Consider the following 22,902-nt stretch of genomic DNA (forward strand, 5'->3'; position numbering starts at 1 on the left):
GTTTGGTTATTGACTATTTAAGTTTGCTAAAGTTTAATCTGTTTTAACTATGTAATACTAATGTTGCATTAATAGCATGGGATGCTTAAACTTGTAAGCACAATTTTTATCACATGACAGCTCTTACAGATCAATCCGATTATAAAACGGTAAGCTTTTCTGAAACTACCATCACGGAACTGATGATCCCCTCTTATTCTAATTTTGGCGGAAAAATCCACGGAGGTATTCTGCTGTCGCTGATGGATAAGGTGGCCTATGTTTGCGCTGCTAAACATGCGGGTAATTATTGCGTAACAGCATCTATTGATACGGTTGATTTTTTGCACCCTGTTGAGGTGGGCGAGCTGGTATCATTAATGGCTTCGGTTAACTACGTTGGTAACACATCGTTGGTAGTGGGTATCCGGGTAATATCAGAAAACATCAAGAACAACTCTGTAAAGCATACAAATACCAGCTATTTTACCATGGTAGCTAAGGATGATGCTAACAAACCAGCCAAAGTTCCGGGATTGATATTGGAACATCGCGAGCAGGTAAGGCGATTTATAGAGGCACGCCGCCGTAAAGAAATCAAACAGAGTTATATGAAAGAAGTTGAGCAAATACAAATGCCTGATAATTATGAGCATTGTATTCAGCTGCTTGTGGGCGAAAGATGCTTAGTGGCTGGGTAACGTCTTTAAGTTATCCGCTAATTTGCAGCAAGTTTTGGGTAACGCCATATTAATAAATTAAGAACTAAGGTTTCCCAACTCCTGTATAAATGAGGCAAATTATTGGCCAGTTATTATTATTGTTACTGTTACCAGGCGGCGTAACTTATGCCCAAAACAAAGTTTCTAAGGTACAACCTGTTAATGCCGCGGCAGAAAGAGCTGGTATTGATAAGTTAAATATAGCAGCAGATGAACTTTATGTAAGTAATCCTGATTCCGCACGCCGCATGGCCGAAAAGGCGCTGCTCCGTTCTGAAAAAATAAAATACAATTATGGTATAGGGTATGGGTTTTTAAACCTGGGGCACGTTTATTGGGCACAGTCTTATTATCCTATAAGTTTATTCTATTTAAAATCCGCCTTAACATATATTCCGCAGGATAAGCCACTTATATTGGCTGAATGCTACAATTCTCTGGGTCGCACTTACCTCGAACTTAAAAATTATAAAGAAGCTAAGAGCAATGTCGATATCTCGGCAAAATATGCTGGTAAGGATGCGCTAATGTTAGGTGAGTTTTATAGCGAACAGGCACTGATCCTGATCAGGATGCAGGATTACAATAATGCAATACCTGCCAGTATGCAGGCATTAACCTATTTTAAGCAGGCAAAGGATGATGGTAATATCAGCATTGTTTATACCCGTCTTGGTTCCATCCATCACTATAAAAAAAACTACCCCAAAGCCATTGCTTATGCGGATACAGCTGTTAGGATGAGCTTTAAAACAGGTAATAAGCGCCTGCGTGCAAAAACCTCCATTGAATTTGCTGTGCTTTATAATGAGCTTAAACAATACGATAAAGCTATAGGGTATGCACAAAAAGGAGCAAGGTTATCTGATAGTTTGGGTTTGATGGAGGGCATATCGTCAGCTTACAAAGCAATGGTGGTTAGTTTTGAGCAAAAGCATGATCTTTTAAATGCGCTGGCTTATCAAAAGAAATACAGCGCGGCATTGGATAGCTTAAATGTTTACAATAAAAGGCATAATACCGAGCTCATACAAAACTATTTTACGTTTAATGCCAGGCTGAATGAAATAGCCGCTATTGAACGAAAGGGTAGAGAGGCAAAAGAAAAAATTCATTTTCAAACTATCATCATCATAACACTGGCAATTTCGTTATTGGTAGTGCTTATTGCTTTATATATCACTTACTATAACTATAATCAAAAGAAGTTACTGAGCAAATCGCTGTGCAGACAGCAGGAAGCCCTGATAATTCAGAAAAACCTGATAGAAGAGCAAGCCCTAAACCTGGCTGCAGTAAATAAACTAAAAGACAAGCTACTGGCAGTTATAGGGCATGATCTGCGCACACCTTTTGCCAACCTGCGTAACATAATGGGTTTATTTGAAGATGATGATTTAAACCTGGAAGACATGCATGGTTTGATGAAGAAAATGGAACCCGTAATAAAAGGGGCCGAGCTCACCTTATCCAATTTATTGGAATGGGCCGGTAGCCAGATCAGGGGCATCAATATAAGCCCATCAGCTATTAATATTTATGCGATAGGCCAGGAGATGGCGCAAATTTATAGTTACCAGCTGCTTCAAAAAAATATCGAGTTTCAAAACGTGGCTATCACGGGCGATTTTGTAAAGGCCGATGAAAAGCATATTAAGGTTGTAATTGGTAACCTTATAAGCAATGCTATAAAGTTTACAGATGATAATGGCACTGTTAGCTTAAGCAGCCGTATTGATAAAAATGAACTTATTATCAATATAAACGATACAGGCAAGGGTATTGCCCATGAACAGCAGCTCAAATTATTCGGTTTTAATTCGCACTTTACCGAGAACGGTACCATGGGAGAAGTAGGTACAGGTATTGGCCTGTTTTTATGTAAGGAATTGGTTGAGTTTAATGGCGGTCGGCTATGGGTAACATCCGAAGTAAATAAAGGAAGTACCTTTAGTTTTAGCCTCCCGTTGGCCGGCTAAACAAAAATTATTCCTTTTTTTATTATCTAATTAACATGTTATTGTATCTTAAATAGTAAGTAATACGTATAAAATCTAAAATATATACCTACTGATAAGTAATTTAATTATTCCGAAAACGTTTTAAGTTTATTGGTGGATTTGGCAAACTCATCTATATCTTTATAAAATGATGAGAATAGTAGTTTTTTACTATCTTGTGACAATCTAATTAACGCCCGATCAATTTAAACTAAACTCCCCTTTTTTTTAATGGCTTTCTTAAACACTGTGCTCGAACCACCTTCGTATGGTTGGACTGATAAGGATGGTAACCTTTCAAAACCTACCAATGCTACAATCGTAAAAGAATTTTTTTCCAGGCTTAATGTATTTGCTGATAAAAAAAACTGGCTTTCATTTTTAAGCTGGTTCCTGGTGCTTTGCCTGGCGCCAATCCTGTTTTTATTCATTTTTAAATATTTTAGTATAACAGGGCTTATTGTAGCTTTTGTTTACAGCATGATCATTATGGGTACCCATGGTACTATATGGCACCACAGGTATTGTACGCACTGTGCTTATACATTCCGTAATAATTTTTGGCGTTTTTTTACGCAAAATCTTACGCTTAAAATTATTCCTGAGGAGATCTATGCAGTATCGCACCATGTGCATCATGCTTTATCTGATCAGCCGGGCGACCCGTACAATGCACAGGGTGGTTTTCTGTATTGCTTTTTGGCCGATGTAAATCACCAGCCAATAGCACGCAACATGAACGAGGCCAGCTACAAAAAATGCATTAACTTAATGAAGCACGTTGGTGTTACACCAAATACCTACAAACAATATCAAAAGTGGGGTACCATTGCCAATCCGTACCGTACCGTCGCAGGTATCATTCTTAACTGGGGATTCTGGTTCGGGGCATTTTACCTGTTGGGTGGCTTCCCGCTGGCTTGTGCTGTATTTGGTTCGGCTGGTGTGTGGGCTGTAGGCGTACGCACATTTAATTATGAAGGCCATGGTAAAGGAGAAGATAAACGCAGGGAAGGTGTTGACCATAACCGGGAGGATATGTCAATAAACCAATTGTGGCCGGGCTACGTTGCAGGCGAATGGCACAATAACCATCACCTATATCCAAAAAGCGCGCGCTCCGGCTTCAAACCACATCAGTTTGATTTGGCCTGGTGTTACATAAAGTTAATGAGTATGTTGGGCGCCGTAAGTTCATATCGTGACTCAAAAAAAGAATTTTTATTAACCTATTTTCCTAAAACACCCATTGTGCAAATAGCGGCGGTTAAATATGCCGAAGTAAAGCCCGTGATGGTGAGAGCAAAGTAAAAAAGACATCATACCGGTTACTACCGGGCATTCAGATTACCTGCAAACAACACGCTTTGCTGATGAGGATTGATGAAGTTCAACATAAAATTGGACGAATAAAAAAGGAGCGACACTTAAAAGGTTGCTCCTTTTTTGTTCAACAAGAGCGTAAATGTTAAAATAGTATTATTTTAATTACAAACTGAATTTATATCTTAGTGAACCCAATTATAGTGTAACTTAAACACCAAAAACCAATGCGTATTAAAATATTCTGTTTATCAGTTTGCTTGTTGTGCTTTGCGCTTTTTAATCAAGGAGTAAAAGCACAGGACTTGGGTATCTTTGATAGCCAAACAGATGTAGGTACAGTTAAGCACAAGGGCAGTGCCCAATATGATGCCAAATTGCAGCAATATGAGCTCAGCGGTTCAGGATCAAATATATGGGCTACCCATGATGATTTTCACTTTGTATGGAAACGGATAAAAGGCGATTTTATACTTCGTACTAATGCCGCGTTTATTGGTAAAGGGGTAGAGCTTCACCGCAAGGTTGGTTTGATGATCCGTACATCGCTCGATTCTAATTCAAAACATATCAACGCTGTGGTACATGGCGATGGATTAACCTCGTTGCAATACCGTAAAACTGTTAGCGGTATTACCGAAGAAAAAAAAGCAAGTATTACCGCCGCCGATGTTATTCAGCTGGAACGTAAAGGCAATGTTTATACCATGTCGGTAGCACGCAAAGGCGATCTGTTTGTTACCGAAGAAGTAAGTGACCTTGATCTTGGCGATGAGGTTTATGTTGGTATCTTCATCTGCTCGCACAATGCGGATGTTACGGAAAAAGCCACCTTCAGTAATGTGCGGATAGTTACGCCGGCACCGGCATCATTGGTGCCTTATAAGCAATATCTTGGCAGCAGTATCGAGATACTTGATATCGCAACTCAAAACAGCACTGTTATTTATCAATCGCCGCGCTCATTACAAGCGCCCAATTGGATGAAAGATGGTAAATCGCTTATCTATAACAGTGAGGGTTCGCTATATAAATATGATCTTAAAACCAACAAGCCTGCCGTCTTAAATACCAATCCTGCAAAAAATAGCAATAACGATCATGTGCTTTCTTTTGATGGCAAAATGTTAGTTATTAGCAGTGGAGATGGCGGGCCATCTATAGGATATACCGTGCCTTCATCTGGAGGGACCGCTAAAAGAGTGACCGCTTTGGGGCTTGGTGCAAGCTATATGCATGGGTGGTCGCCCGATGGCAAGTATCTTGTATTTTGCGGGGAGCGTAATAAAGAGTTTGATGTATACCGCGTACCTGCTGGCGGCGGCCCCGAAGAAAGGCTGACAACAACCATAGGTTTGGATGATGGCCCGGAGTATACCCCCGATGGCAAATACATCTACTTTAACTCGGTACGGAGTGGCTTAATGCAGGTTTGGCGTATGAAAGCCGACGGTAGTGAGCAAACACAGATAACAAATGATGATTATAACAACTGGTTTCCGCATGTATCGCCCGATGGTAAATGGATAGTTTATATTACTTTCCTGAAAAACGAAGTTGCACCAGGCGATCATCCCTTTTATAAGCACGTATTTCTTAGATTGATGCCGGTAGATGGTGGCCCCTCAAAAGTGGTGGCCTATTTATATGGCGGGCAGGGTACTATCAACACGCCATCATGGTCGCCTGATAGTAAGCATATCGCTTTTGTAAGCAACTCAAATCTGCTGTTCCCGGTATTCCCGATAGAAAAGTAGAGGTATAGGAGGTTCGGGTTGCGGGTTACGAGGTTCGCGCAATTGAAACCAAATCACCAACCACGCAACAGGAACCACGAACCTCGAAACACGCAACAGGAAACTCGGAACACGAATCACGCAACACGAATCACGAATCACGAACCAAAATAAATCAATATGCAAACCACACGCAGATCATTTTTAAAAACCGGCGCTTTAGCAGTTGCAGGCGCGGCCTTATTACCTGATAGCCTATTTGCCGCGGAAAAGAAACTTCAAAGGGTAGGTGTGCAGCTATATAGCGTGCGCGATGCGATGAAAGTTGATCCAAAGGGGACGCTTAAGAAAATTGCGGATGCTGGCTACTATCACGTAGAGCATGCCAACTATGTCGACCGCAAGTTTTATGGTTATCCTGCAAAGGAATTTAAAAAGATACTGGACGATCTGTCGCTAAAAATGCCGAGTGGGCATACCGTAATGACAGCCCAGCATTGGGATGATTCAAAAAAGGATTTTACCGATGCATGGAAATATACTGTGGAAGATGCTGCCACCATGGGACAGAAATTTGTGATCAGCCCATGGCTTGATGAAAAGGTAAGGACCGATACTGATGCCCTGAAACGTGCCATGGAGCAGTTTAACAAATGCGGCGAGCTATGTCAAAAATCTTCCATGAAATTTGGTTACCATAACCATAACTTTGAGATCAGCACCAAAGTTGGTGATATAACCCTTTATGATTATATCATCCAGAATACTGCCCCAGCTTTGGTAGCCCAGCAAATAGATATTGGTAATATGCTGAGCACCGGTGGTCATGCACTCGATTTTATTAACAAATATCCCGGTCGTTTTGAATCAATGCACGTAAAAGACGAGATAAAAGTACCTGTGCATGATGGAGATGATACCGAAAGCACCATTTTAGGTTCAGGGATATTACCTGTTAAAGAAATAGTAAAAGCAGCCAGCAAAAAGGGGGGAACTTCACTTTTTATCATTGAGCAGGAAGCATACCAGGGCAAAGATCCGGTTGATTGTGTAAAAATTGATTTACAAATCATGAAAAAATGGGGTTATTAATAGTAAAGAAGTAAATTAACCAAAGATTTAATTTTTGCCTCCATTACTTTTAAAACGAAAATTATTAAGTTTGACAATCGTTTATAAACCCAAGCAAACTGATAAGTTAAATTAACCTGTAAACACCACAGGTAATTTAATTAGTATTGCTAAAACAATTTACTAAATATGCACAGGCGTACGGTCATCAAAAATCTGGCTTTAATTATTGGGGGCGCTGCTTTATTACCTGCCTGTATGCAGGAAAAAGGTAAAGCATCCATTGCCCTTAAAAATGTTGAAATCAGTACGGATCAGGAAAAGCTGATAGGTGATATGGCCGAGACCATTATCCCTAAAACAAACACACCTGGTGCAAAAGATTTAAACCTGCATTTATTTGTGTTGAAGATGCTTGATGATTGTTATAAAAAGACAGACCAGCAGGCGTTTATGAGCGGTATGGCGCAGTTTACAGATGCTGTTAAAAAGAAATACGATAATTCATTTGCAGGGCTAAATACTAAGCAGCGCGAAGAAATGCTGTTGAGCATTGAAAAAGATAAAGACCCTAAAAGTATTTCTATACCTACAGAATTAAAAACGTTTTACGGCATAGTAAAAGGGCAAACCGTAAACGGTTACACCAACTCACAATATTTTATGACCAAGCAGGTAATTTATGAACTGGTACCTGGCCGGTATAATGCGCATTTTCCATATAAACAAAAGCAAGCAGTATAAATAATGGCCAATTTAAATATAGATAGCGTAAAGGACAGAACATTTGATGCCATTGTTATAGGTTCGGGTATGAGTGGTGGCTGGGCTGCTAAGGAGTTTACAGATAAGGGCCTTAAAACCCTGATATTGGAGCGGGGCCGCGATGTAAAGCACATTAAGGATTACCCTACAACCAACATGTACCCCTGGGAGTTTGAGCACCGCGGCGAAATGCCTATGGCTGTGCAGGAAGCTAACCCTATAGTGAACCGCTGCTATGCCTTTGGTGAAGATGCCGCTCATTTTTTTGTAAAAGATAAGGAGCACCCCTATGTTCAGGAAAAACCGTTTGATTGGATCCGTGGGTACCAGGTAGGGGGTAAGTCGCTCCTTTGGGCGCGCCAAACCCAACGCTGGAGCGAATTTGATTTTGAAGGCCCGGCCCGAGATGGTTTCGCGGTTGATTGGCCTATCCGTTATAAAGATATTGCGCCCTGGTACAGCTATGTTGAAAAATTTGCCGGCATTTCTGGTAATAAAGATGGCCTGGCAGAACTTCCCGATGGTGAGTTTTTACCCGCTTTCCCGCTAAATAGCGTCGAAACGTATTTTAGTCAGCACGTAAAAAGTAAATACAGTAACCGCCACGTGATCAGCGCGCGTTGTGCGCATTTGTCAAAGCCCAACCAAATTCATTTGGATCAGGGGCGCGTACAATGCCAGGAACGTACCCTTTGTCAGCGTGGCTGCCCTTTTGGTGGATATTTTAGCGCCAACGCCTCAACAATACCATGGGCCCTTAAATCTGGCCATTGTACTTTGCGGCCGTTCTCTGTGGTTGAATCTATTATTTACGATGAAAAACTGGGTAAAGCAACCGGCGTGCGCATTGTTGATACAAACACAAAAGAAACAATTGAATATTACGCGCAAATTATTTTTGTAAATGCGGCGGCTTTAAATACTAATTTAGTACTGCTTAATTCCACATCAAACCGCTTCCCCAACGGGTTAGGTAATGATAGCGGAGTATTGGGTAAGTATGTGGCTTTTCATAATTATTCGGCACATATTGGCGCCGAGTATGATGGTTTCAAAGAATGGACAACTGATGGCCGTAATCCTGCAGGTGGCGGTTACATTCCGCGATTCCGTAATGTATATAAACAGGAAACCAACTTTTTACGGGGCTATGCATCCGGCTTTAGTGCGTACCGTTATCAACAACGCCCATGGGATGGAGTTGGTAGCAGCCTGAAGGATAATTTAGTGAAGGATAACCTTAGCGGCTGGAAAGTAGGATCGCATATGATGGGCGAAACTATTCCTAAAGAAAGCAATTATGTAGCTCTTGATAAAACGTTGAAAGACCAGTGGGGGATCCCGCAGTTAAAAATTTCTGTTGAGTATGATGATAACGACGAGAAGATGAAGAAGGATTATGTGGAGCAGTTAACGGAGATGTTCACCAGCGCAGGTTTTACCAATATAAAAGCCAGTACAGACAACCGCGCGCCGGGATTGGATATTCATGAAATGGGCGGTGCCCGCATGGGTAATGATCCTAAAACATCGGTGCTTAACAAATGGAACCAGATGCATGCCGTTAAAAATGTGTTTGTAACAGATGGCGCTTGCATGACCTCAACCTCGTGCCAAAACCCATCGCTTACTTACATGGCCTTTACGGCCCGGGCGGTTGACTATGCAGTGAGTGAGATGAAAAAGGGGAATATATAGTGGGGCAGTTTACAGTAGGCAGTTTGCGGTTTGCAGTTGGACGCAGAATAGTTAGCAGTTAGCAAAACGACACTCGGAGAACCGGTAAGTACTTACGTCAACTTACAAGAACTGCTAACAATGAACGGAAAACTGCTAACTGACGACATCGTGTGAAAAAAACACAATGAACCATTTGTAAAATAATTTTTATTCATACATTTAGCGGAGTAACCAATTAATAAACAAAACAACTAATCAATATATTCGTATGTCTGCAAACACTTATGACGCTATAGTCATTGGCTCAGGAATTTCAGGCGGGTGGGCTGCCAAGGAACTAACACAAAAAGGTTTGAAAACCATCATGCTGGAACGCGGCCGCGATATCAAGCATATAAAAGACTATGTAAACGCTAATAAAGATCCCTGGGAATTTCCTCACAGGGGCGGGCGTACGCAAAAAATGATTGAGGATTATCCTGTTTTAAAACGCGATTATCCGCTGAATGAAGTTAATCTTGATTATTGGGCAAGCGATAAGGATAGTCCTTATACCGAAACAAAAAGATTTGACTGGTTTCGCGGTTACCACGTAGGCGGGCGCTCATTAATGTGGGGCAGGCAATCATACCGTTGGGCCGATGTCGATTTTGAAGCCAACTTAAAAGATGGTATCGCTGTTGATTGGCCTATCCGGTATAAGGATGTTGCGCCATGGTATAGCTATGCAGAGAAATTTGCAGGTATATCTGGTAATAAAGATGGTCTTGCCATATTGCCCGATGGCGATTTTATGCCGCCAATGGATATGAACGTTGTTGAAAAAGACGTTGCCAAGCGCTTAAAAGAATATTATAAAGATTTACGCCCTATGATCATTGGCCGTACAGCCAATATCACGGTACCACATAATGATCGTACAAACTGCCAGTATCGTAATAAATGTTGGTTGGGTTGTCCTTTCGGCGCATATTTTAGTACGCAGTCGGCTACTTTACCGGCAGCTATGGCTACAGGTAATTTAACCGTTCGCCCATGGTCCATCGTAACTAAAATATTGTACGATAAAGACACTAAAAAAGCAAAAGGAGTAGAGGTATTGGATGCCGAAACTAACCAAACCTATGAGTATTTTGCTAAAGTTGTATTCCTTAACGCTTCAACTATTAACTCGGCCTGGGTTTTAATGAACTCAGCAACTGATGTTTGGGATGGCGGTTTAGGTAGTAGCAGCGGCGAGCTTGGCCATAACCTGATGGATCATCACTTGGGTGTTGGTGCATCTGGCCGTATGGAAGGTTATGAGGATAAATATTATTTCGGCAGGCGTGCAAATGGTTTTTACATTCCACGTTTTGCAAACCTTGGCAATGATAAGCGCGATTTTATTCGTGGCTTTGGTTACCAGGGCGGTGCAAGCCGCGAAGGATGGAGCAGGGATATTGCCGAACTAAATATAGGTGGACAGTTTAAAGATGCGTTAACCGAACCAGGTTCATGGCAATTAGGTATGGGCGGCTTCGGCGAAACATTGCCTTACCATGATAATAAAGTTACGCTTGATAAAACCAAAAAAGATAAGTGGGGACTGCCTGTTGTAGCTATTGATGCCGAATTGAAGGAAAATGAGTTGAAGATGCGTATTGCTATAGAAAAGGATGCCAGAGAGATATTGGAGGCAGCCGGCGCTAAAGATGTGCAAACACACAGCAGCAATCCATACTTAGGCCGTGGTATTCATGAAATGGGTACAGCACGTATGGGCCGCGATCCTAAAACATCGGTACTTAATGAGTGGAACCAGGTTTGGGATGCTAAAAACGTGTTTGTTACTGATGGTTCATGTATGACATCAGCTGCTTGCCAAAACCCATCACTTACCTATATGGCATTAACCGCACGTGCGGCCGACTATGCTGTTAAAGCTTTAAAGAAAAACGAAATCTAATTCTAATAATTGCAAATACCTATGTCTGAAGAAAAAGATCAAACTACACCCCAACCATCAAGGCGGGATTTTATTAAAAGCAGTACAATAGCTGCAGCAAGTTTCATGATTGTTCCGCGCTTTGTTTTGGGCGGTAAAGGTTATACAGCTCCAAGCGATCGCCTCGTTATTGCTGGCGTTGGAGCAGGTGGTAAAGGCCAAAGCGATATCGCTAACTTTTATAAAAGCGGTAAAGCCGAGATTGGTTTTTTATGCGATGTTGATGATAGAAGGGCGGCCAGATCACGTGCTGATTTCCCTAAGGCAAAGTACTATAAAGATTGGCGCGAGATGTATGATAAAGAACACAAACATTTTGATGCCGTATCTATTTCTACCCCGGATCATAACCACGCGATTATAACTTATCGCGCCATGCAGTTGGGCAAGCACGTATATGTGCAAAAACCAATGACACATGATATTTGGGAAGCCCGCTTATTAACAGAAGCAGCAAAAAAATATAAAGTGGTTACACAAATGGGTAACCAGGGATCATCAAATGATGGTACCCGTTTGCTATCTGAATGGTATGATGCCGACCTGATTGGTGATGTACATACAGTTTATTGCTGGACAAACAGGCCGGTATGGCCTCAGGGCATACAATGGCCTGCACCACAACCAAATATTCCAAAAGAATTAGATTGGGATCTGTGGTTGGGTACTGCACCTAAAAAAGATTACGTTGATAAATTAGTGCCGTTTAACTGGCGCGGATGGTGGGATTACGGTACCGGCGCCCTGGGCGATATGGGATGCCACCTTGTAGAAGCGCCATTTAGAGTATTGGGTATACAATACGCTAAGGATGTACAGGCAAGTGTTGGTAGTGTTTATGTTGATGAGTTTAAAGAAGGTCATTTCCCAGAGAGCTGCCCTCCATCAAGCCACATTACATTAACATTCCCTAAAACTGATAAAACTAAGGGGGATGTTACCCTGCACTGGATGGATGGTGGTATCCAACCCGAAAGACCGATAGAGCTTTTACCAAGTGAAAAATTTGGCGGCGAAGAAGGTAACGGAACACTGTTTGTTGGTACAAAAGGAAAAATGTACGCAAGTACTTATTCTGATGCTCCAACACTGTTACCAACAGAGCGGACTAAGGATGCCAAAGCGCCTCAGAAATGGGCTCGTGTACAAGGCGGTGCAAACGGTCACTACGCGCAATGGGTTGAAGGTTGTTTAGCCGGTTACGGTAAAACAGAACTTAGCTCATCGTTTGATAATGCTGGTCCGCTTACCGAAGCTTTGCTAATGGCAAACCTTGCAGTACGTGGTCATGAACTTAAAGGTGGACGTATAAAATTGGTATGGGATAATTCATTAATGAAGGTTACCAATTTTGAAGATGTTAACCAATACATCAAACGCGAGTACCGTCAGGGATTTGAACTGAAAGCATAATTAATTATTAGTGGATTAGTGAGTTAGTGAATTGGTTGAAGAATGAAAATTTCAGTAAATCAGAAATCATAAACTCAATAACTCACAAAATCAACAAATAAAAAATCACTAAATCGCTAATTCACTAAACCAATAATTAGAAAAATGAATAGAAGAGATGCAATTACCAGGGTTGGTTTGATACTGGGAGGCACGGTGATAGGCGCCGAGTTTTTCATTTCAGGATGTAAATCAACTTCAAAAAAAGTAAACGAACTGTTTGATGAAGACAACGTTGCTTTTCTGAACGAGGTTGGCGAAACTATTTTGCCAGCTACTTCTTCACCGGGTGCAAAAGCGGCCGATGTAGGCAATTTTATGACTGTAATGGTCCAGGATTGTTATACGCCGGCAGATCAGAAGATCTTTATAAAAGGTATTTCTGATTTGGATGAAGCCAGTAAAAAGAAGTTTGGCAAGAAGTTCATGGAGGCTGATGCAAATCAGCGCACCGAATTACTTACAGCGCTTGACATTGAACAAAAAGCCTATACTAAAACCAAAAAGCCAGAGGATCCTAACCATTATTTCAGGATGATGAAGGAATTAACCCTGTTGGGTTTCTTCACCTCAAAACCCGGTGCAACACAAGCCCTGCGCTATATTGCAGTACCCGGAAAATATGATGGTAATTTGCCATACAAAAAAGGCGATAAAGCCTGGGCAACCTAAAGAATTGGTTTTTGGTTGATTACGTTAATTAGGTGAGTGGTTGTTGTATCGGGTAATTTTTTACCTTATTAACCACTCACCTAATTAACGTAATCAACCATTCACTTTATAAATTGGTTCTTGGGATTTTTAACCATTCACTTAATCAACCCAATCAACCACTCACTCAAAAAACAATGAAATTAAGATTAGGAATGATTGGCGGCGGGCAGGGCGCGTTTATTGGTGCCGTACATCGTATCGCCGCCCGCATAGATGGTGAATATGAATTGGTTTGTGGCGCTTTTAGCAGTAATGCCGAAAAATCAAAAGCAAGCGGTGTGCTGCTGGGTTTACAAGCCAACCGTGTATACAGTTCATATACCGAACTTATAGAAAAAGAAAAACAACTGCCAGAAGATGAGCGTGTACAGGTAATTAGTATTGTTACACCAAATCACGTACACTTTGATCCTGCCAAAGCCGCTTTGGAAAATGGCTTCCATGTAGTTTTGGATAAACCAATGACCTTTTCTTTGGCCGAGGCTAAAGAATTGGATAAAGTGGTAAAAGCAAGCGACAGGCTATTTTGCTTAACGCATACTTATACCGGCTATCCAATGGTGAAGGAAGCCAAACAATTGATAAAAGCAGGTAAACTTGGCACCATCCGTAAAGTTTATGTGGAGTATCCGCAAGGATGGTTAAGCAGCTTTTTAGAAGGTGATGATAACAAGCAAGCCTCATGGCGTACTGATCCTGGTAAAAGCGGGATTGCAGGTGCCATGGGCGATATAGGTACTCATGCCTTTAATTTGGCTGAGTATGTTACCGGTCTGGAGGTAACACAAATTTGTGCCGATATTAATGTAGTTGTTCCGGGTCGTAAACTTGACGATGACGGCGCTGCATTATTGAAATTCAACAACGGTGCAAGTGGTGTGCTTACTGCTACACAAATTGCTGCCGGCGAAGAAAATAATGTTAAAATAAGGGTTTATGGCGAAAAGGGCGGTCTTGAATGGCACCAAAGCGATGCTAATTCATTAACCCTGATGTATACTGATAAACCTATGGAAGTATGGCGTACAGGCGGTGGTTACACCAGTTCTTTCGCGCAGCATAACGCCCGCACACCGGCGGGTCACCCTGAGGGGTACCTGGAGGCATTTGCTAACCTGTACCGCAACTTTGCTTTAACTATTAAAGCTGGTTTAGATGGGCGGGAAGCTACCCCCGAAGAAAAAGATTACCCCGGTATCCAGGAAGGGGTACGTGGTATGGCATTTATTGAAAATGTAATAGCATCGGGTAAATCAGATAAAAAGTGGACTGAATTTTCTATCTAAATAAAAATTATGACTACCATAAAAGGACCTGCAATATTTATAGCACAATTTATTGGTGACACTGCACCATTTAACAGCCTTGATTCCATTTGCGAATGGGCTGCAGGCTTGGGCTACAAAGGCGTTCAACTGCCAACACTGGATGCCCGTTTTATTGATCTGCAAAAAGCTGCCGAAAGCAAAACTTATGCTGATGAAGTAAAAGGTATAGTTAATAGCCACGGATTGGAGATCACCGAGCTATCAACCCATTTACAGGGCCAGTTAGTAGCGGTAAACCCGGTATATGATACTTTATTTGATGGCTTTGCTCCGGAACCATTACGTAACAATCCGGCCGAAAGACAAAAATGGGCTGTTCAGCAATTGAAATATGCAGCAATCGCCTCAAAGAATTTAGGTTTGGCAGCATCGGTTACCTTTAGTGGCGCGCTGCTTTGGCCAATGCTATACCCATGGCCGCAACGCCCTGCCGGTATAGTTGATACGGCTTTTGAAGAATTGGCTAAACGCTGGGTGCCTATCCTTGATGTTTATGAGGACAATGGTATCGATCTTTGTTACGAAGTTCATGCCGGTGAAGATTTGCATGATGGTATTACTTTTGAAATGTTTTTAGATAAAGTAAAAGGACATAAACGTGCAAACCTGCTGTATGATCCATCGCACTTTATCCTGCAATGTTTGGATTATTTAGAATATATTGACCTGTATCACGAGCGCATAAAAATGTTCCATGTGAAGGATGCCGAGTTTAACCCTACCGGGAGACAAGGTGTTTATGGCGGTTACCAAAACTGGGTTGACCGTGCCGGGCGTTTCCGCTCACTGGGCGATGGCCAGGTTGACTTTAAAGGAATATTTAGTAAGCTAACGCAATATGATTTCCCTGGATGGGCTGTGTTGGAGTGGGAATGTGCACTTAAACATCCTGAAGACGGCGCCCGCGAAGGAGCTGAATTTATCAAGAACCATATCATCCGGGTTACCGAACGCGCTTTTGACGATTTTGCCGCATCAGGTGCTGATGACGCGCTAAACCGGAAAACGCTGGGAATATAATATTATAATGAAGTCAACATTATAATGAAGTCATCCCGGACTTGTTTCGGGATCCCACAGGACAAGCCTGCGATATGCAGGTATTAACCTACACAGGTGGGATGAAACAAGTTCAACATGACAATCAGCGTTACGAAGTTTTAAAACTTCGTAACGCTGAATACTACGTGCAAGATAAAAGATGGGACAAATACCCTGCATGACAAGTGATTTAACATTGCCAATTAACCAATTATCAAAACCTAAAATAATTTAAATGCAAACTATTAACCGTACACAGCTTTTCAGAGCCAGTTGTTTATCCTTGTTGGTAACTTCCTTGTCATTCGGCATCCGGGCCGGAATACTTGGCGACCTGGGGACAAAATTTGAACTTAACGCATCACAATTAGGAACAATTACAGCAACTGCTTTCTGGGGTTTTCCGCTGGCTGTTGTAATAGGAGGCATTATTGTAGATATTATTGGGATGAAACGTTTGCTTTTAATGGCATTTATTTTTCACCTGGTGGGTATTTTGCTTACCATTTTTGCTACCGGCTATTGGACCTTATTTTTCTCAACCCTGGTTATCGGCATAGCAAATGGTACAGTTGAAGCCGCATGTAACCCATTAGTAACCTCATTATATACCGAAAACAAAACAACAAAGCTTAGCCATTTCCATTTATGGTTTCCCGGAGGTATCGTAATAGGTACATTGATTGTTACACTGTTTAAACTAATTGGTCTTAACTGGCAAGTTCAGGTAGGAGTGATGCTGGTACCAACCGCTATATATGGTTATTTGTTCTCGAGGCTTGATTTTCCTGTAACCGAACGTGTTGCAGCAGGTGTATCAACAGCCGGAATGTATAAGGCAGTTGCTTCGCCATTGTTCATTTTTATGTTTGTTTGCATGTTTGGTACTGCTATAACAGAGTTATTTACCGGGCAATGGATTGATGTTTTGCTAAAAAATGTAACTAATAACGCCTTGCTTTTGCTCACTTTAGAAACAGGTGTTATGGTATTGGGTCGTGCTTTCGCGAAGCCTATACTTAAATTATTTTCTCCCCAGGTAGTAATTTTAATGTCAACCATTGTGGCGTCCATAGGGCTTTTTATGCTTAGTACTATGACAGGTGATATCATTTTCCTTGCGGCTATCATATTTGGTATGGGGGTTTGTTTCTTTTGGCCTACTATGTTGGGTTTTGTTTCTGAAAATATCCCCAAATCCGGCGCATTGGGTTTAAACCTGATGGGTGGAGCTGGTATGTTCGCGGTATCTATATGGACAATTATTATGGGTAAATACTATGATAGCATTGTGATTTCAAAGCTGCCTGCCGGTTCTGATCCTGCTAAATATTTAACGGCAGCTCCCGGAACAGATATGGCCAAAGCACTGGAAAGTGCCAAAAGCCTTGCCGGGCCAGATGTGCTGCATTTTACACTCGCTATACCTTTGGTTTTAATAGTAGCCTTTACAGGACTTGTATTTTATATGCGTGCAAAGAAAAAAACAGCACCTTTAGCCACAGTAGTAGTATAACAGTCGATTTTTTTAGAATAAAATTGTATTTTTCACGATAATTAACAACACAACTAAAAAACAGTATAATCCCTCAAAATACGCATCAAAACAGGTGGAGTTTTGGCGGGTTATACCAATTAACCAACTAACTATTTATTGAAGTTTTGGCTTCGATAACTTTAAAAAATTAATTCAATGAAAAAGGTATTTTTTATTCTCTGCATCAGTGCGGTAGTTACTGCTTGCGGTGGCAATTCATCAAGTAAAGCTGGCGGCGACAGCACTGCTTCAACAAAAGCAACAACCGCTGATGCAGATACAGTTGTAGCCAAAACAGCTACCGATGCTGCTGGTACTTCTACAGCTTCGGCAGGCGAAAAGTTATTAGCGGCAAATGATTGCGGTACCTGCCATAAGGTAGATACTAAGGTTATTGGCCCTGCTTTTCAGGATATCGCCAAAAAATATGAAGCGTCAGAAGCTAACATCGACATGCTTGCCAAAAAAGTAATATCAGGCGGAAGCGGTAACTGGGGTACCATGGCCATGACTCCACACGCAGCGCTTGCCGAAAGCGATGCAAAAGAATTAGTAAAATACATTCTATCATTAAAAAAATAATCTTAATCAGATTCATCTAACCCCAAAATTATGACCGCTGGAATAAGGGCAAAGCTTTCTACAATGATGTTCCTGGAGTTTTTTATCTGGGGGGCATGGTTTGTAACTATGGGCACCTATTTAACAGTTACGTTAAAAGCCACAGGTACACAAAATGCCGGAGCTTATGCAACACAATCATTAGGAGCCATTATTGCTCCTTTTGTTATTGGGCTTATTGCTGATAAATACTTTTCGGCGCAAAAAATATTAGGTGTTTTACATTTGCTTGGTGCTGCCTCACTTTTTTATGCAACTACCATTGCCAGTTTTGACAAGTTTTATCCTAATATATTATTTTACATGATCATATACATGCCAACACTGGCATTGGTTAACTCGGTTTCATTTAAGCAAATGCAAAATCCAAGTAAGGAGTTTCCTCCTATACGGGTATTTGGTACTGCGGGATGGATAGTTGCCGGTTTAGTTATTGGTTATCTTGGATGGGAAAAATCGGGCTCCCTGGTGCTTACATTTAAAATGGCAGCAGGAGCTTCTTTAATATTGGGCTTGTTGAGTTTTACATTGCCTGATACCCCTCCTGTAAAAAAAGGTCAAAAAACATCTTTTGGCGATATCATCGGCTTGGATTCTATAGGTCTGCTTAAAAACAAGTCATACCTTACATTTTTCCTGGCATCTGTGGCAATTTGTATTCCGCTGGCATTTTACTACAATTTTACTAACCCCTTCTTAAATGAAGTGGGCGTGACAGCTGCTGCTGGTAAACAATCCATGGGGCAAATGTCTGAGCTTTTGTTTATGGCTTTAATGCCTTTGTTTTTTGTAAGGCTGGGCGTTAAGAAAATGCTTGCCGTGGGCATGTTAGCCTGGGTGCTGCGTTATTTATTGTTTGCTTATGGCGATATAGGCGCCAATTACTGGATGCTGATTGCCGGGATTGTGATGCATGGTATCTGTTATGATTTCTTCTTTGTTACCGGTCAAATTTATACCGATAACTTAGCTGGCGAGCGCTTTAAAAGTGCTGCACAGGGATTTATAACTCTGGCAACTTACGGTGTAGGGATGCTTATCGGCTCCTATATTTCAGGGCCGATAGTAGATCATTGGCAAACGTCCGCTACCTCACACAACTGGCAAACTATATGGCTTATTCCTGCCGGTATTGCTGCTGTTGTGTTGATATTTTTCCTTTTGTTATTTAAGGATACTAACGATATAGCTACCAAACCTGGTTTAGATATCCAGGAACCATCTGCGCAAACCGAGATATAAACCACTTATAAACTATGACCTCAAATCAAAACAGACGATCGGCTATAAAAAGTATAGTTACGGGTACTGCCGCAATTACCACGGCAGGCATGTTATCGTCATTTAAATCTGGAGAAAAAGAAATGATTGTTGATACTGCTTTAAAAGGTAATATTAATCATGCCGTATGTCGTTGGTGTTATGGCGATATGTCTGTAGAGCAGCTTTGTGCCGCAGCTAAAGATATCGGTATAAAAGGTATTGATTTGGTTGGCCCGGCAGATTGGCCTACGCTTCAAAAATACGGCTTGTTCTCGTCTATGTGTAATGGTGCCGAAATTAACCTCACCGATGGTTTTGGTGATAAAGAGTTTCATGCCCAGTTGCACAAAAACTATAGCGAGATGATTCCTAAAGTTGCTGCTGCAGGTTATAAAAACCTCATCTGTTTTAGCGGAAGTCGCCGTGGTAAGGATAACGAAACCGGTTGGAACAACTGTGTGGAGGGATTAAAACCTATGGTTGAGCTTGCCGAAAAACATAATGTTGTTTTGGTAATGGAGTTGCTGAACAGCAAAATTGATCACAAAGATTACCAATGCGATAGGGTAGAATGGGGTGCAGAGTTAGCCAAACGGTTAGGTTCAGAGCACTTTAAACTCCTGTTTGATATTTATCATATGCAAATAGATGAGGGTGATGTGATCCGCAACATTCGTCAGTATCATCCCTACATTAATCATTATCATACTGGTGGGGTTCCCGGCCGTAATGAAATTGATGAATCACAAGAGCTTTATTATCCGGCTATTATGAAAGCTATTGTAGAAACAGGGCATAAAGGTTTTGTGGCTCAGGAATTTATTCCCAAGCAAAAAGATAAGGTTGCGTCACTCCGTAAAGCGGTACATATTTGCGACGTTTAAACCTTCGGGTCAGAATACACTCAAACAAAGCATAAACCAAAAAGAAATACATGACAACCAGAAGAACATTTTTAGCACAGGCCGGTCTACTTTCGGCGGGTGTGATGTTGGCGCCGTCTTTATTATCGGCAAAAGAAAAAAACGGAGCAGGTCTGCAATTATACAGTCTGCGCGATCAGTTACCTAAAGATGTTAAAGGCGTAATAGGTAAAGTGGCCAAAGCAGGCTATAAAGAAGTTGAAACCTTTGGCTATAATAAAGATACAGGCTACTGGAGTTTGCCAAGCAAGGATTTTGGTCAGCTATTGAAAGATAATGGATTGAGCAGCCCAAGCGGTCACTATGGTTTGGATTCGTATTTTGGCGAAGGTAAAACCGACGAGTTGAAAATGTACATGGATGTAGCTAACACCATTGGGCAAACTTATATTATTGTGCCATCATTAAACCATAACTTTATTAAAACGGTTGACGACTGTAAAGGCGTTGCCGAAAAAATGAACAAAGCCGCCGAAATTTGCAAGGCAGCCGGTTTAAAATTAGGCTACCACAACCACAATTTTGAGTGGGCGCCAGTTGGTGACACGACTTTTTACGACGTGATACTTAACAATACCGATCCTAAACTGGTAAACATGGAGATGGATCTTTACTGGGTAGTACGTGCAGGACAGGATCCTTTAGCTATTTTTGAAAAGCATCCGGGTCGTTTTACCTTTGTGCATATTAAAGACAGGGATAAAACCAACCCTAACCTGAACACAGAGATTGGCACCGGTGATATCGACTTTAAAGCAATATTGGGCAAAGCTAAACTTGGCGGTGTAAAACACTTTATTGTTGAGCAGGAAAACTACACCAATATTGATCCTTACGTAAGTATCGCTCAAAGTGCTGCATACTTAAAAAACACGCTTCATATTTAATAAAACCAATTATAAGATGAGATATTCAATAATATTAACCACCATTTTAGCCGGAAGTTTCTTTATGGCTAATGCACAAAACGCTAAACCAGAAGATACCGAAACCTGGGAGCCAATTCCAAAAGTTGTTGCTCCGGCTAAGGTATTAGGGGATGCCCCCTCAGACGCTGTTATTTTGTTTGACGGTAAAAACCTTGACGAATGGGTATCTGTTGAAGATCAAACCCCGGCAAAATGGCTTGTTAAAGGAGGTATCCTTACTGTAAACAAAAGCACAGGCAATATTGAAACAAAAAAGAAATTTGCTAATTATCAGTTGCATATTGAGTGGCGCGTACCTGCAAGTATTACCGGTACAGGCCAGGCCCGTGGCAATAGTGGTATCTTTTTAGCCTCATTAGGTAAAGGTGATGCTGGTTATGAGTTGCAGGTTTTGGATTCATACAACAACAAAACCTATGTTAATGGTATGGCCGGTAGTTTGTACAAACAAGTTATTCCGTTGGCAAATCCAGGTCGCAAGCCAGGTGAGTGGAATGTTTATGATGTAGTTTGGACAGCCCCTGTATTTAATGAGGATGGTACACTAAAATCATCTGCAAGAGCAACTGTGTTTTTCAATGGCGTACTGGTTGAAAATAACTTTGAGCTGCTTGGTCCAACCCAATACATAGGTAAACCATCTTACGAAGGTAAGAAGCATGGTGCAGCACCTATAAAACTACAAGCCCATGGTGACAAAAGCGAACCGCTTAGTTTCCGTAATATTTGGGTTAGAGAATTGTAAAATAAGTTCTTTTGATATTTAGGAAGCCTGCCAGCGTTAGTTGGCGGGCTTTTTTAATTTTACAAAAGCAAATTGTTATGCCGAAATAGATTGTCTCGGAAAGCTTAATATTGTTACATTCTTTGTGCATTGTCTTTTATCATGATTCTTATCTCCTGACGCTATTTCCTATTATATTTACGAAATTTTAAACCCACATGAAAAAAATATCTGTTCGCTTAATTACTTTGCTTTTAAGCTTCCTGTTTTTTGCTTCGAATGTTTCTGCTTCTCCCAAAAGATATTATTACGAGCTCAAAGTTTATCATTTCAAAACCTTTGAACAGGAAAATAGAATAGAACATTATTTAAAAGATGCTTATTTGCCAGCCTTGCACAGGGCCGGGATTGCTAATGTTGGTGTATTTAAGCCGGTAAAACAGGATACTGCCGATAGGCGTATTTATGTTTATACTCCATTTACTTCGTTGGATAAACTTACCGGTATTGATAAAAAACTACAGGCAGATACCAAGTATTTTACCGATGGAGAAGACTATATGAACGCGGATTATAAGGATGCCCCATACACCCGTATAGAAATAATGATATTGCACGCCTTCCCTGGTATGCCTGCCCCGGCGGTACCGCTACTTACCGGAAACAAAGCCGATAGGATATATGAATTGCGGAGTTATGAAAGCGCTACCGAAAAGTATAACTTCAACAAAGTGCGCATGTTTAATGATGGTGATGAAATAGGCCTTTTTAAAAGGCTCGGCTTTAACGCGGTTTTTTACTCAGAGGTGGTATCAGGCGCCCACATGCCGAATTTGATGTACATGACTACTTTTAATAATAAGGATGATAGGGATAAGCATTGGGATGCATTTGGCAAAGATGCATATTGGAAAACCTTATCTGCAAAAGCTGAATTTCAGAACAATGTATCACATGTTGATATCACCTTTCTTTACCCGGCAGATTATTCAGACTATTAACGTTCTTTAAATAGAGTTCACGATTTTATTTATATGCAGCAAACAGGACAACTGTATGCTGAGAAAGAAATAACAACTGTGTCCAGTTAGTTTTCCTCGCAAACGC

The 22,902-nt window shown here is 41.2% G+C and carries 19 protein-coding genes; all 19 read left to right on the forward strand.

All coding sequences use genetic code 11. From position 1 onward, the window contains the following. Positions 1 to 113: 113 nt before the first annotated feature. Complete coding sequence (locus AC1DYB_RS12055) at positions 114 to 680, forward strand: acyl-CoA thioesterase (protein WP_295718137.1); 567 nt, start codon at positions 114 to 116, stop codon at positions 678 to 680. Positions 681 to 769: 89 nt separating this feature from the next. Continuing rightward, positions 770 to 2,680, forward strand: coding sequence for a tetratricopeptide repeat-containing sensor histidine kinase (locus AC1DYB_RS12060; protein ID WP_477435164.1), 1,911 nt, complete (start codon positions 770 to 772; stop codon positions 2,678 to 2,680). 252 nt (positions 2,681 to 2,932) lie between these two features. Then, positions 2,933 to 4,012 carry a fatty acid desaturase gene (locus AC1DYB_RS12065; RefSeq protein ID WP_477435166.1) on the forward strand — a complete coding sequence of 360 codons (1,080 nt, stop codon included), beginning with the start codon at positions 2,933 to 2,935 and terminating at the stop codon, positions 4,010 to 4,012. A 239-nt stretch (positions 4,013 to 4,251) separates the two neighbouring features. Then, positions 4,252 to 5,781 (forward strand): hypothetical protein, encoded by a 1,530-nt coding sequence (locus AC1DYB_RS12070; protein WP_477435168.1) that lies wholly within the window; start codon positions 4,252 to 4,254, stop codon positions 5,779 to 5,781. Between the two features lie 159 nt (positions 5,782 to 5,940). Then, the gene (locus tag AC1DYB_RS12075; protein WP_477435170.1) at positions 5,941 to 6,852 is read left to right on the forward strand and encodes a sugar phosphate isomerase/epimerase family protein; all 912 of its coding nucleotides are present in this window, start codon (positions 5,941 to 5,943) and stop codon (positions 6,850 to 6,852) included. 168 nt (positions 6,853 to 7,020) lie between these two features. Next, on the forward strand, positions 7,021 to 7,575 hold the full coding sequence (locus AC1DYB_RS12080; protein ID WP_477435172.1) for a gluconate 2-dehydrogenase subunit 3 family protein: 555 nt from the start codon (positions 7,021 to 7,023) through the stop codon (positions 7,573 to 7,575). 3 nt (positions 7,576 to 7,578) lie between these two features. Beyond that, entirely contained in the window at positions 7,579 to 9,294 is a 1,716-nt protein-coding gene (locus AC1DYB_RS12085; protein WP_477435174.1) for a GMC oxidoreductase, read from the forward strand. A gap of 250 nt (positions 9,295 to 9,544) precedes the next feature. Next, positions 9,545 to 11,224: a GMC oxidoreductase gene (locus AC1DYB_RS12090; protein ID WP_477391988.1), complete on the forward strand. Its 1,680-nt coding sequence runs from the start codon at positions 9,545 to 9,547 to the stop codon at positions 11,222 to 11,224. Positions 11,225 to 11,245: 21 nt separating this feature from the next. Further along, positions 11,246 to 12,676, forward strand: coding sequence for a Gfo/Idh/MocA family protein (locus AC1DYB_RS12095; RefSeq protein WP_477435176.1), 1,431 nt, complete (start codon positions 11,246 to 11,248; stop codon positions 12,674 to 12,676). 144 nt (positions 12,677 to 12,820) lie between these two features. Then, on the forward strand, positions 12,821 to 13,387 hold the full coding sequence (locus AC1DYB_RS12100) for a gluconate 2-dehydrogenase subunit 3 family protein (RefSeq protein WP_477391990.1): 567 nt from the start codon (positions 12,821 to 12,823) through the stop codon (positions 13,385 to 13,387). A 176-nt stretch (positions 13,388 to 13,563) separates the two neighbouring features. Next, entirely contained in the window at positions 13,564 to 14,715 is a 1,152-nt protein-coding gene (locus AC1DYB_RS12105) for a Gfo/Idh/MocA family protein (protein ID WP_295718114.1), read from the forward strand. 9 nt (positions 14,716 to 14,724) lie between these two features. Then, positions 14,725 to 15,777, forward strand: a complete 1,053-nt coding sequence (locus AC1DYB_RS12110) for a sugar phosphate isomerase/epimerase family protein (RefSeq protein WP_477435178.1) — start codon at positions 14,725 to 14,727, stop codon at positions 15,775 to 15,777. 256 nt (positions 15,778 to 16,033) lie between these two features. Then, positions 16,034 to 17,314, forward strand: a complete 1,281-nt coding sequence (locus AC1DYB_RS12115; protein WP_295718111.1) for an MFS transporter — start codon at positions 16,034 to 16,036, stop codon at positions 17,312 to 17,314. 177 nt (positions 17,315 to 17,491) lie between these two features. Beyond that, complete coding sequence (locus tag AC1DYB_RS12120) at positions 17,492 to 17,917, forward strand: c-type cytochrome (RefSeq protein WP_477435180.1); 426 nt, start codon at positions 17,492 to 17,494, stop codon at positions 17,915 to 17,917. A gap of 30 nt (positions 17,918 to 17,947) precedes the next feature. Then, positions 17,948 to 19,198 carry a nucleoside permease gene (locus AC1DYB_RS12125; protein ID WP_477391993.1) on the forward strand — a complete coding sequence of 417 codons (1,251 nt, stop codon included), beginning with the start codon at positions 17,948 to 17,950 and terminating at the stop codon, positions 19,196 to 19,198. A gap of 14 nt (positions 19,199 to 19,212) precedes the next feature. Further along, entirely contained in the window at positions 19,213 to 20,103 is an 891-nt protein-coding gene (locus AC1DYB_RS12130) for a hydroxypyruvate isomerase family protein (RefSeq protein WP_477391994.1), read from the forward strand. A 50-nt stretch (positions 20,104 to 20,153) separates the two neighbouring features. Continuing rightward, on the forward strand, positions 20,154 to 21,029 hold the full coding sequence (locus AC1DYB_RS12135; protein ID WP_477435182.1) for a sugar phosphate isomerase/epimerase family protein: 876 nt from the start codon (positions 20,154 to 20,156) through the stop codon (positions 21,027 to 21,029). A 16-nt stretch (positions 21,030 to 21,045) separates the two neighbouring features. Continuing rightward, positions 21,046 to 21,816: a 3-keto-disaccharide hydrolase gene (locus tag AC1DYB_RS12140; protein WP_477435184.1), complete on the forward strand. Its 771-nt coding sequence runs from the start codon at positions 21,046 to 21,048 to the stop codon at positions 21,814 to 21,816. Positions 21,817 to 22,013: 197 nt separating this feature from the next. After that, positions 22,014 to 22,796, forward strand: a complete 783-nt coding sequence (locus AC1DYB_RS12145) for an NIPSNAP family protein (protein ID WP_477435186.1) — start codon at positions 22,014 to 22,016, stop codon at positions 22,794 to 22,796. Positions 22,797 to 22,902: the final 106 nt, after the last annotated feature.

The sequence above is a fragment of the Mucilaginibacter sp. P2_A4 genome (assembly GCF_056405015.1).

What these genes read in the sequence shown, in the direction of transcription:
- AC1DYB_RS12120 (WP_477435180.1), top strand. Translation starts at nt 17,492, where the DNA reads ATGAAAAAGGTATTTTTTATTCTCTGCATCAGTGCGGTAGTTACTGCT.
- AC1DYB_RS12085 (WP_477435174.1), top strand. Translation starts at nt 7,579, where the DNA reads ATGGCCAATTTAAATATAGATAGCGTAAAGGACAGAACATTTGATGCC.
- AC1DYB_RS12135 (WP_477435182.1), top strand. Translation starts at nt 20,154, where the DNA reads ATGACAACCAGAAGAACATTTTTAGCACAGGCCGGTCTACTTTCGGCG.
- AC1DYB_RS12140 (WP_477435184.1), top strand. Translation starts at nt 21,046, where the DNA reads ATGAGATATTCAATAATATTAACCACCATTTTAGCCGGAAGTTTCTTT.
- AC1DYB_RS12080 (WP_477435172.1), top strand. Translation starts at nt 7,021, where the DNA reads ATGCACAGGCGTACGGTCATCAAAAATCTGGCTTTAATTATTGGGGGC.
- AC1DYB_RS12115 (WP_295718111.1), top strand. Translation starts at nt 16,034, where the DNA reads ATGCAAACTATTAACCGTACACAGCTTTTCAGAGCCAGTTGTTTATCC.
- AC1DYB_RS12100 (WP_477391990.1), top strand. Translation starts at nt 12,821, where the DNA reads ATGAATAGAAGAGATGCAATTACCAGGGTTGGTTTGATACTGGGAGGC.
- AC1DYB_RS12065 (WP_477435166.1), top strand. Translation starts at nt 2,933, where the DNA reads ATGGCTTTCTTAAACACTGTGCTCGAACCACCTTCGTATGGTTGGACT.
- AC1DYB_RS12125 (WP_477391993.1), top strand. Translation starts at nt 17,948, where the DNA reads ATGACCGCTGGAATAAGGGCAAAGCTTTCTACAATGATGTTCCTGGAG.
- AC1DYB_RS12090 (WP_477391988.1), top strand. Translation starts at nt 9,545, where the DNA reads ATGTCTGCAAACACTTATGACGCTATAGTCATTGGCTCAGGAATTTCA.
- AC1DYB_RS12055 (WP_295718137.1), top strand. Translation starts at nt 114, where the DNA reads ATGACAGCTCTTACAGATCAATCCGATTATAAAACGGTAAGCTTTTCT.
- AC1DYB_RS12070 (WP_477435168.1), top strand. Translation starts at nt 4,252, where the DNA reads ATGCGTATTAAAATATTCTGTTTATCAGTTTGCTTGTTGTGCTTTGCG.
- AC1DYB_RS12130 (WP_477391994.1), top strand. Translation starts at nt 19,213, where the DNA reads ATGACCTCAAATCAAAACAGACGATCGGCTATAAAAAGTATAGTTACG.
- AC1DYB_RS12060 (WP_477435164.1), top strand. Translation starts at nt 770, where the DNA reads ATGAGGCAAATTATTGGCCAGTTATTATTATTGTTACTGTTACCAGGC.
- AC1DYB_RS12110 (WP_477435178.1), top strand. Translation starts at nt 14,725, where the DNA reads ATGACTACCATAAAAGGACCTGCAATATTTATAGCACAATTTATTGGT.
- AC1DYB_RS12075 (WP_477435170.1), top strand. Translation starts at nt 5,941, where the DNA reads ATGCAAACCACACGCAGATCATTTTTAAAAACCGGCGCTTTAGCAGTT.
- AC1DYB_RS12145 (WP_477435186.1), top strand. Translation starts at nt 22,014, where the DNA reads ATGAAAAAAATATCTGTTCGCTTAATTACTTTGCTTTTAAGCTTCCTG.
- AC1DYB_RS12095 (WP_477435176.1), top strand. Translation starts at nt 11,246, where the DNA reads ATGTCTGAAGAAAAAGATCAAACTACACCCCAACCATCAAGGCGGGAT.
- AC1DYB_RS12105 (WP_295718114.1), top strand. Translation starts at nt 13,564, where the DNA reads ATGAAATTAAGATTAGGAATGATTGGCGGCGGGCAGGGCGCGTTTATT.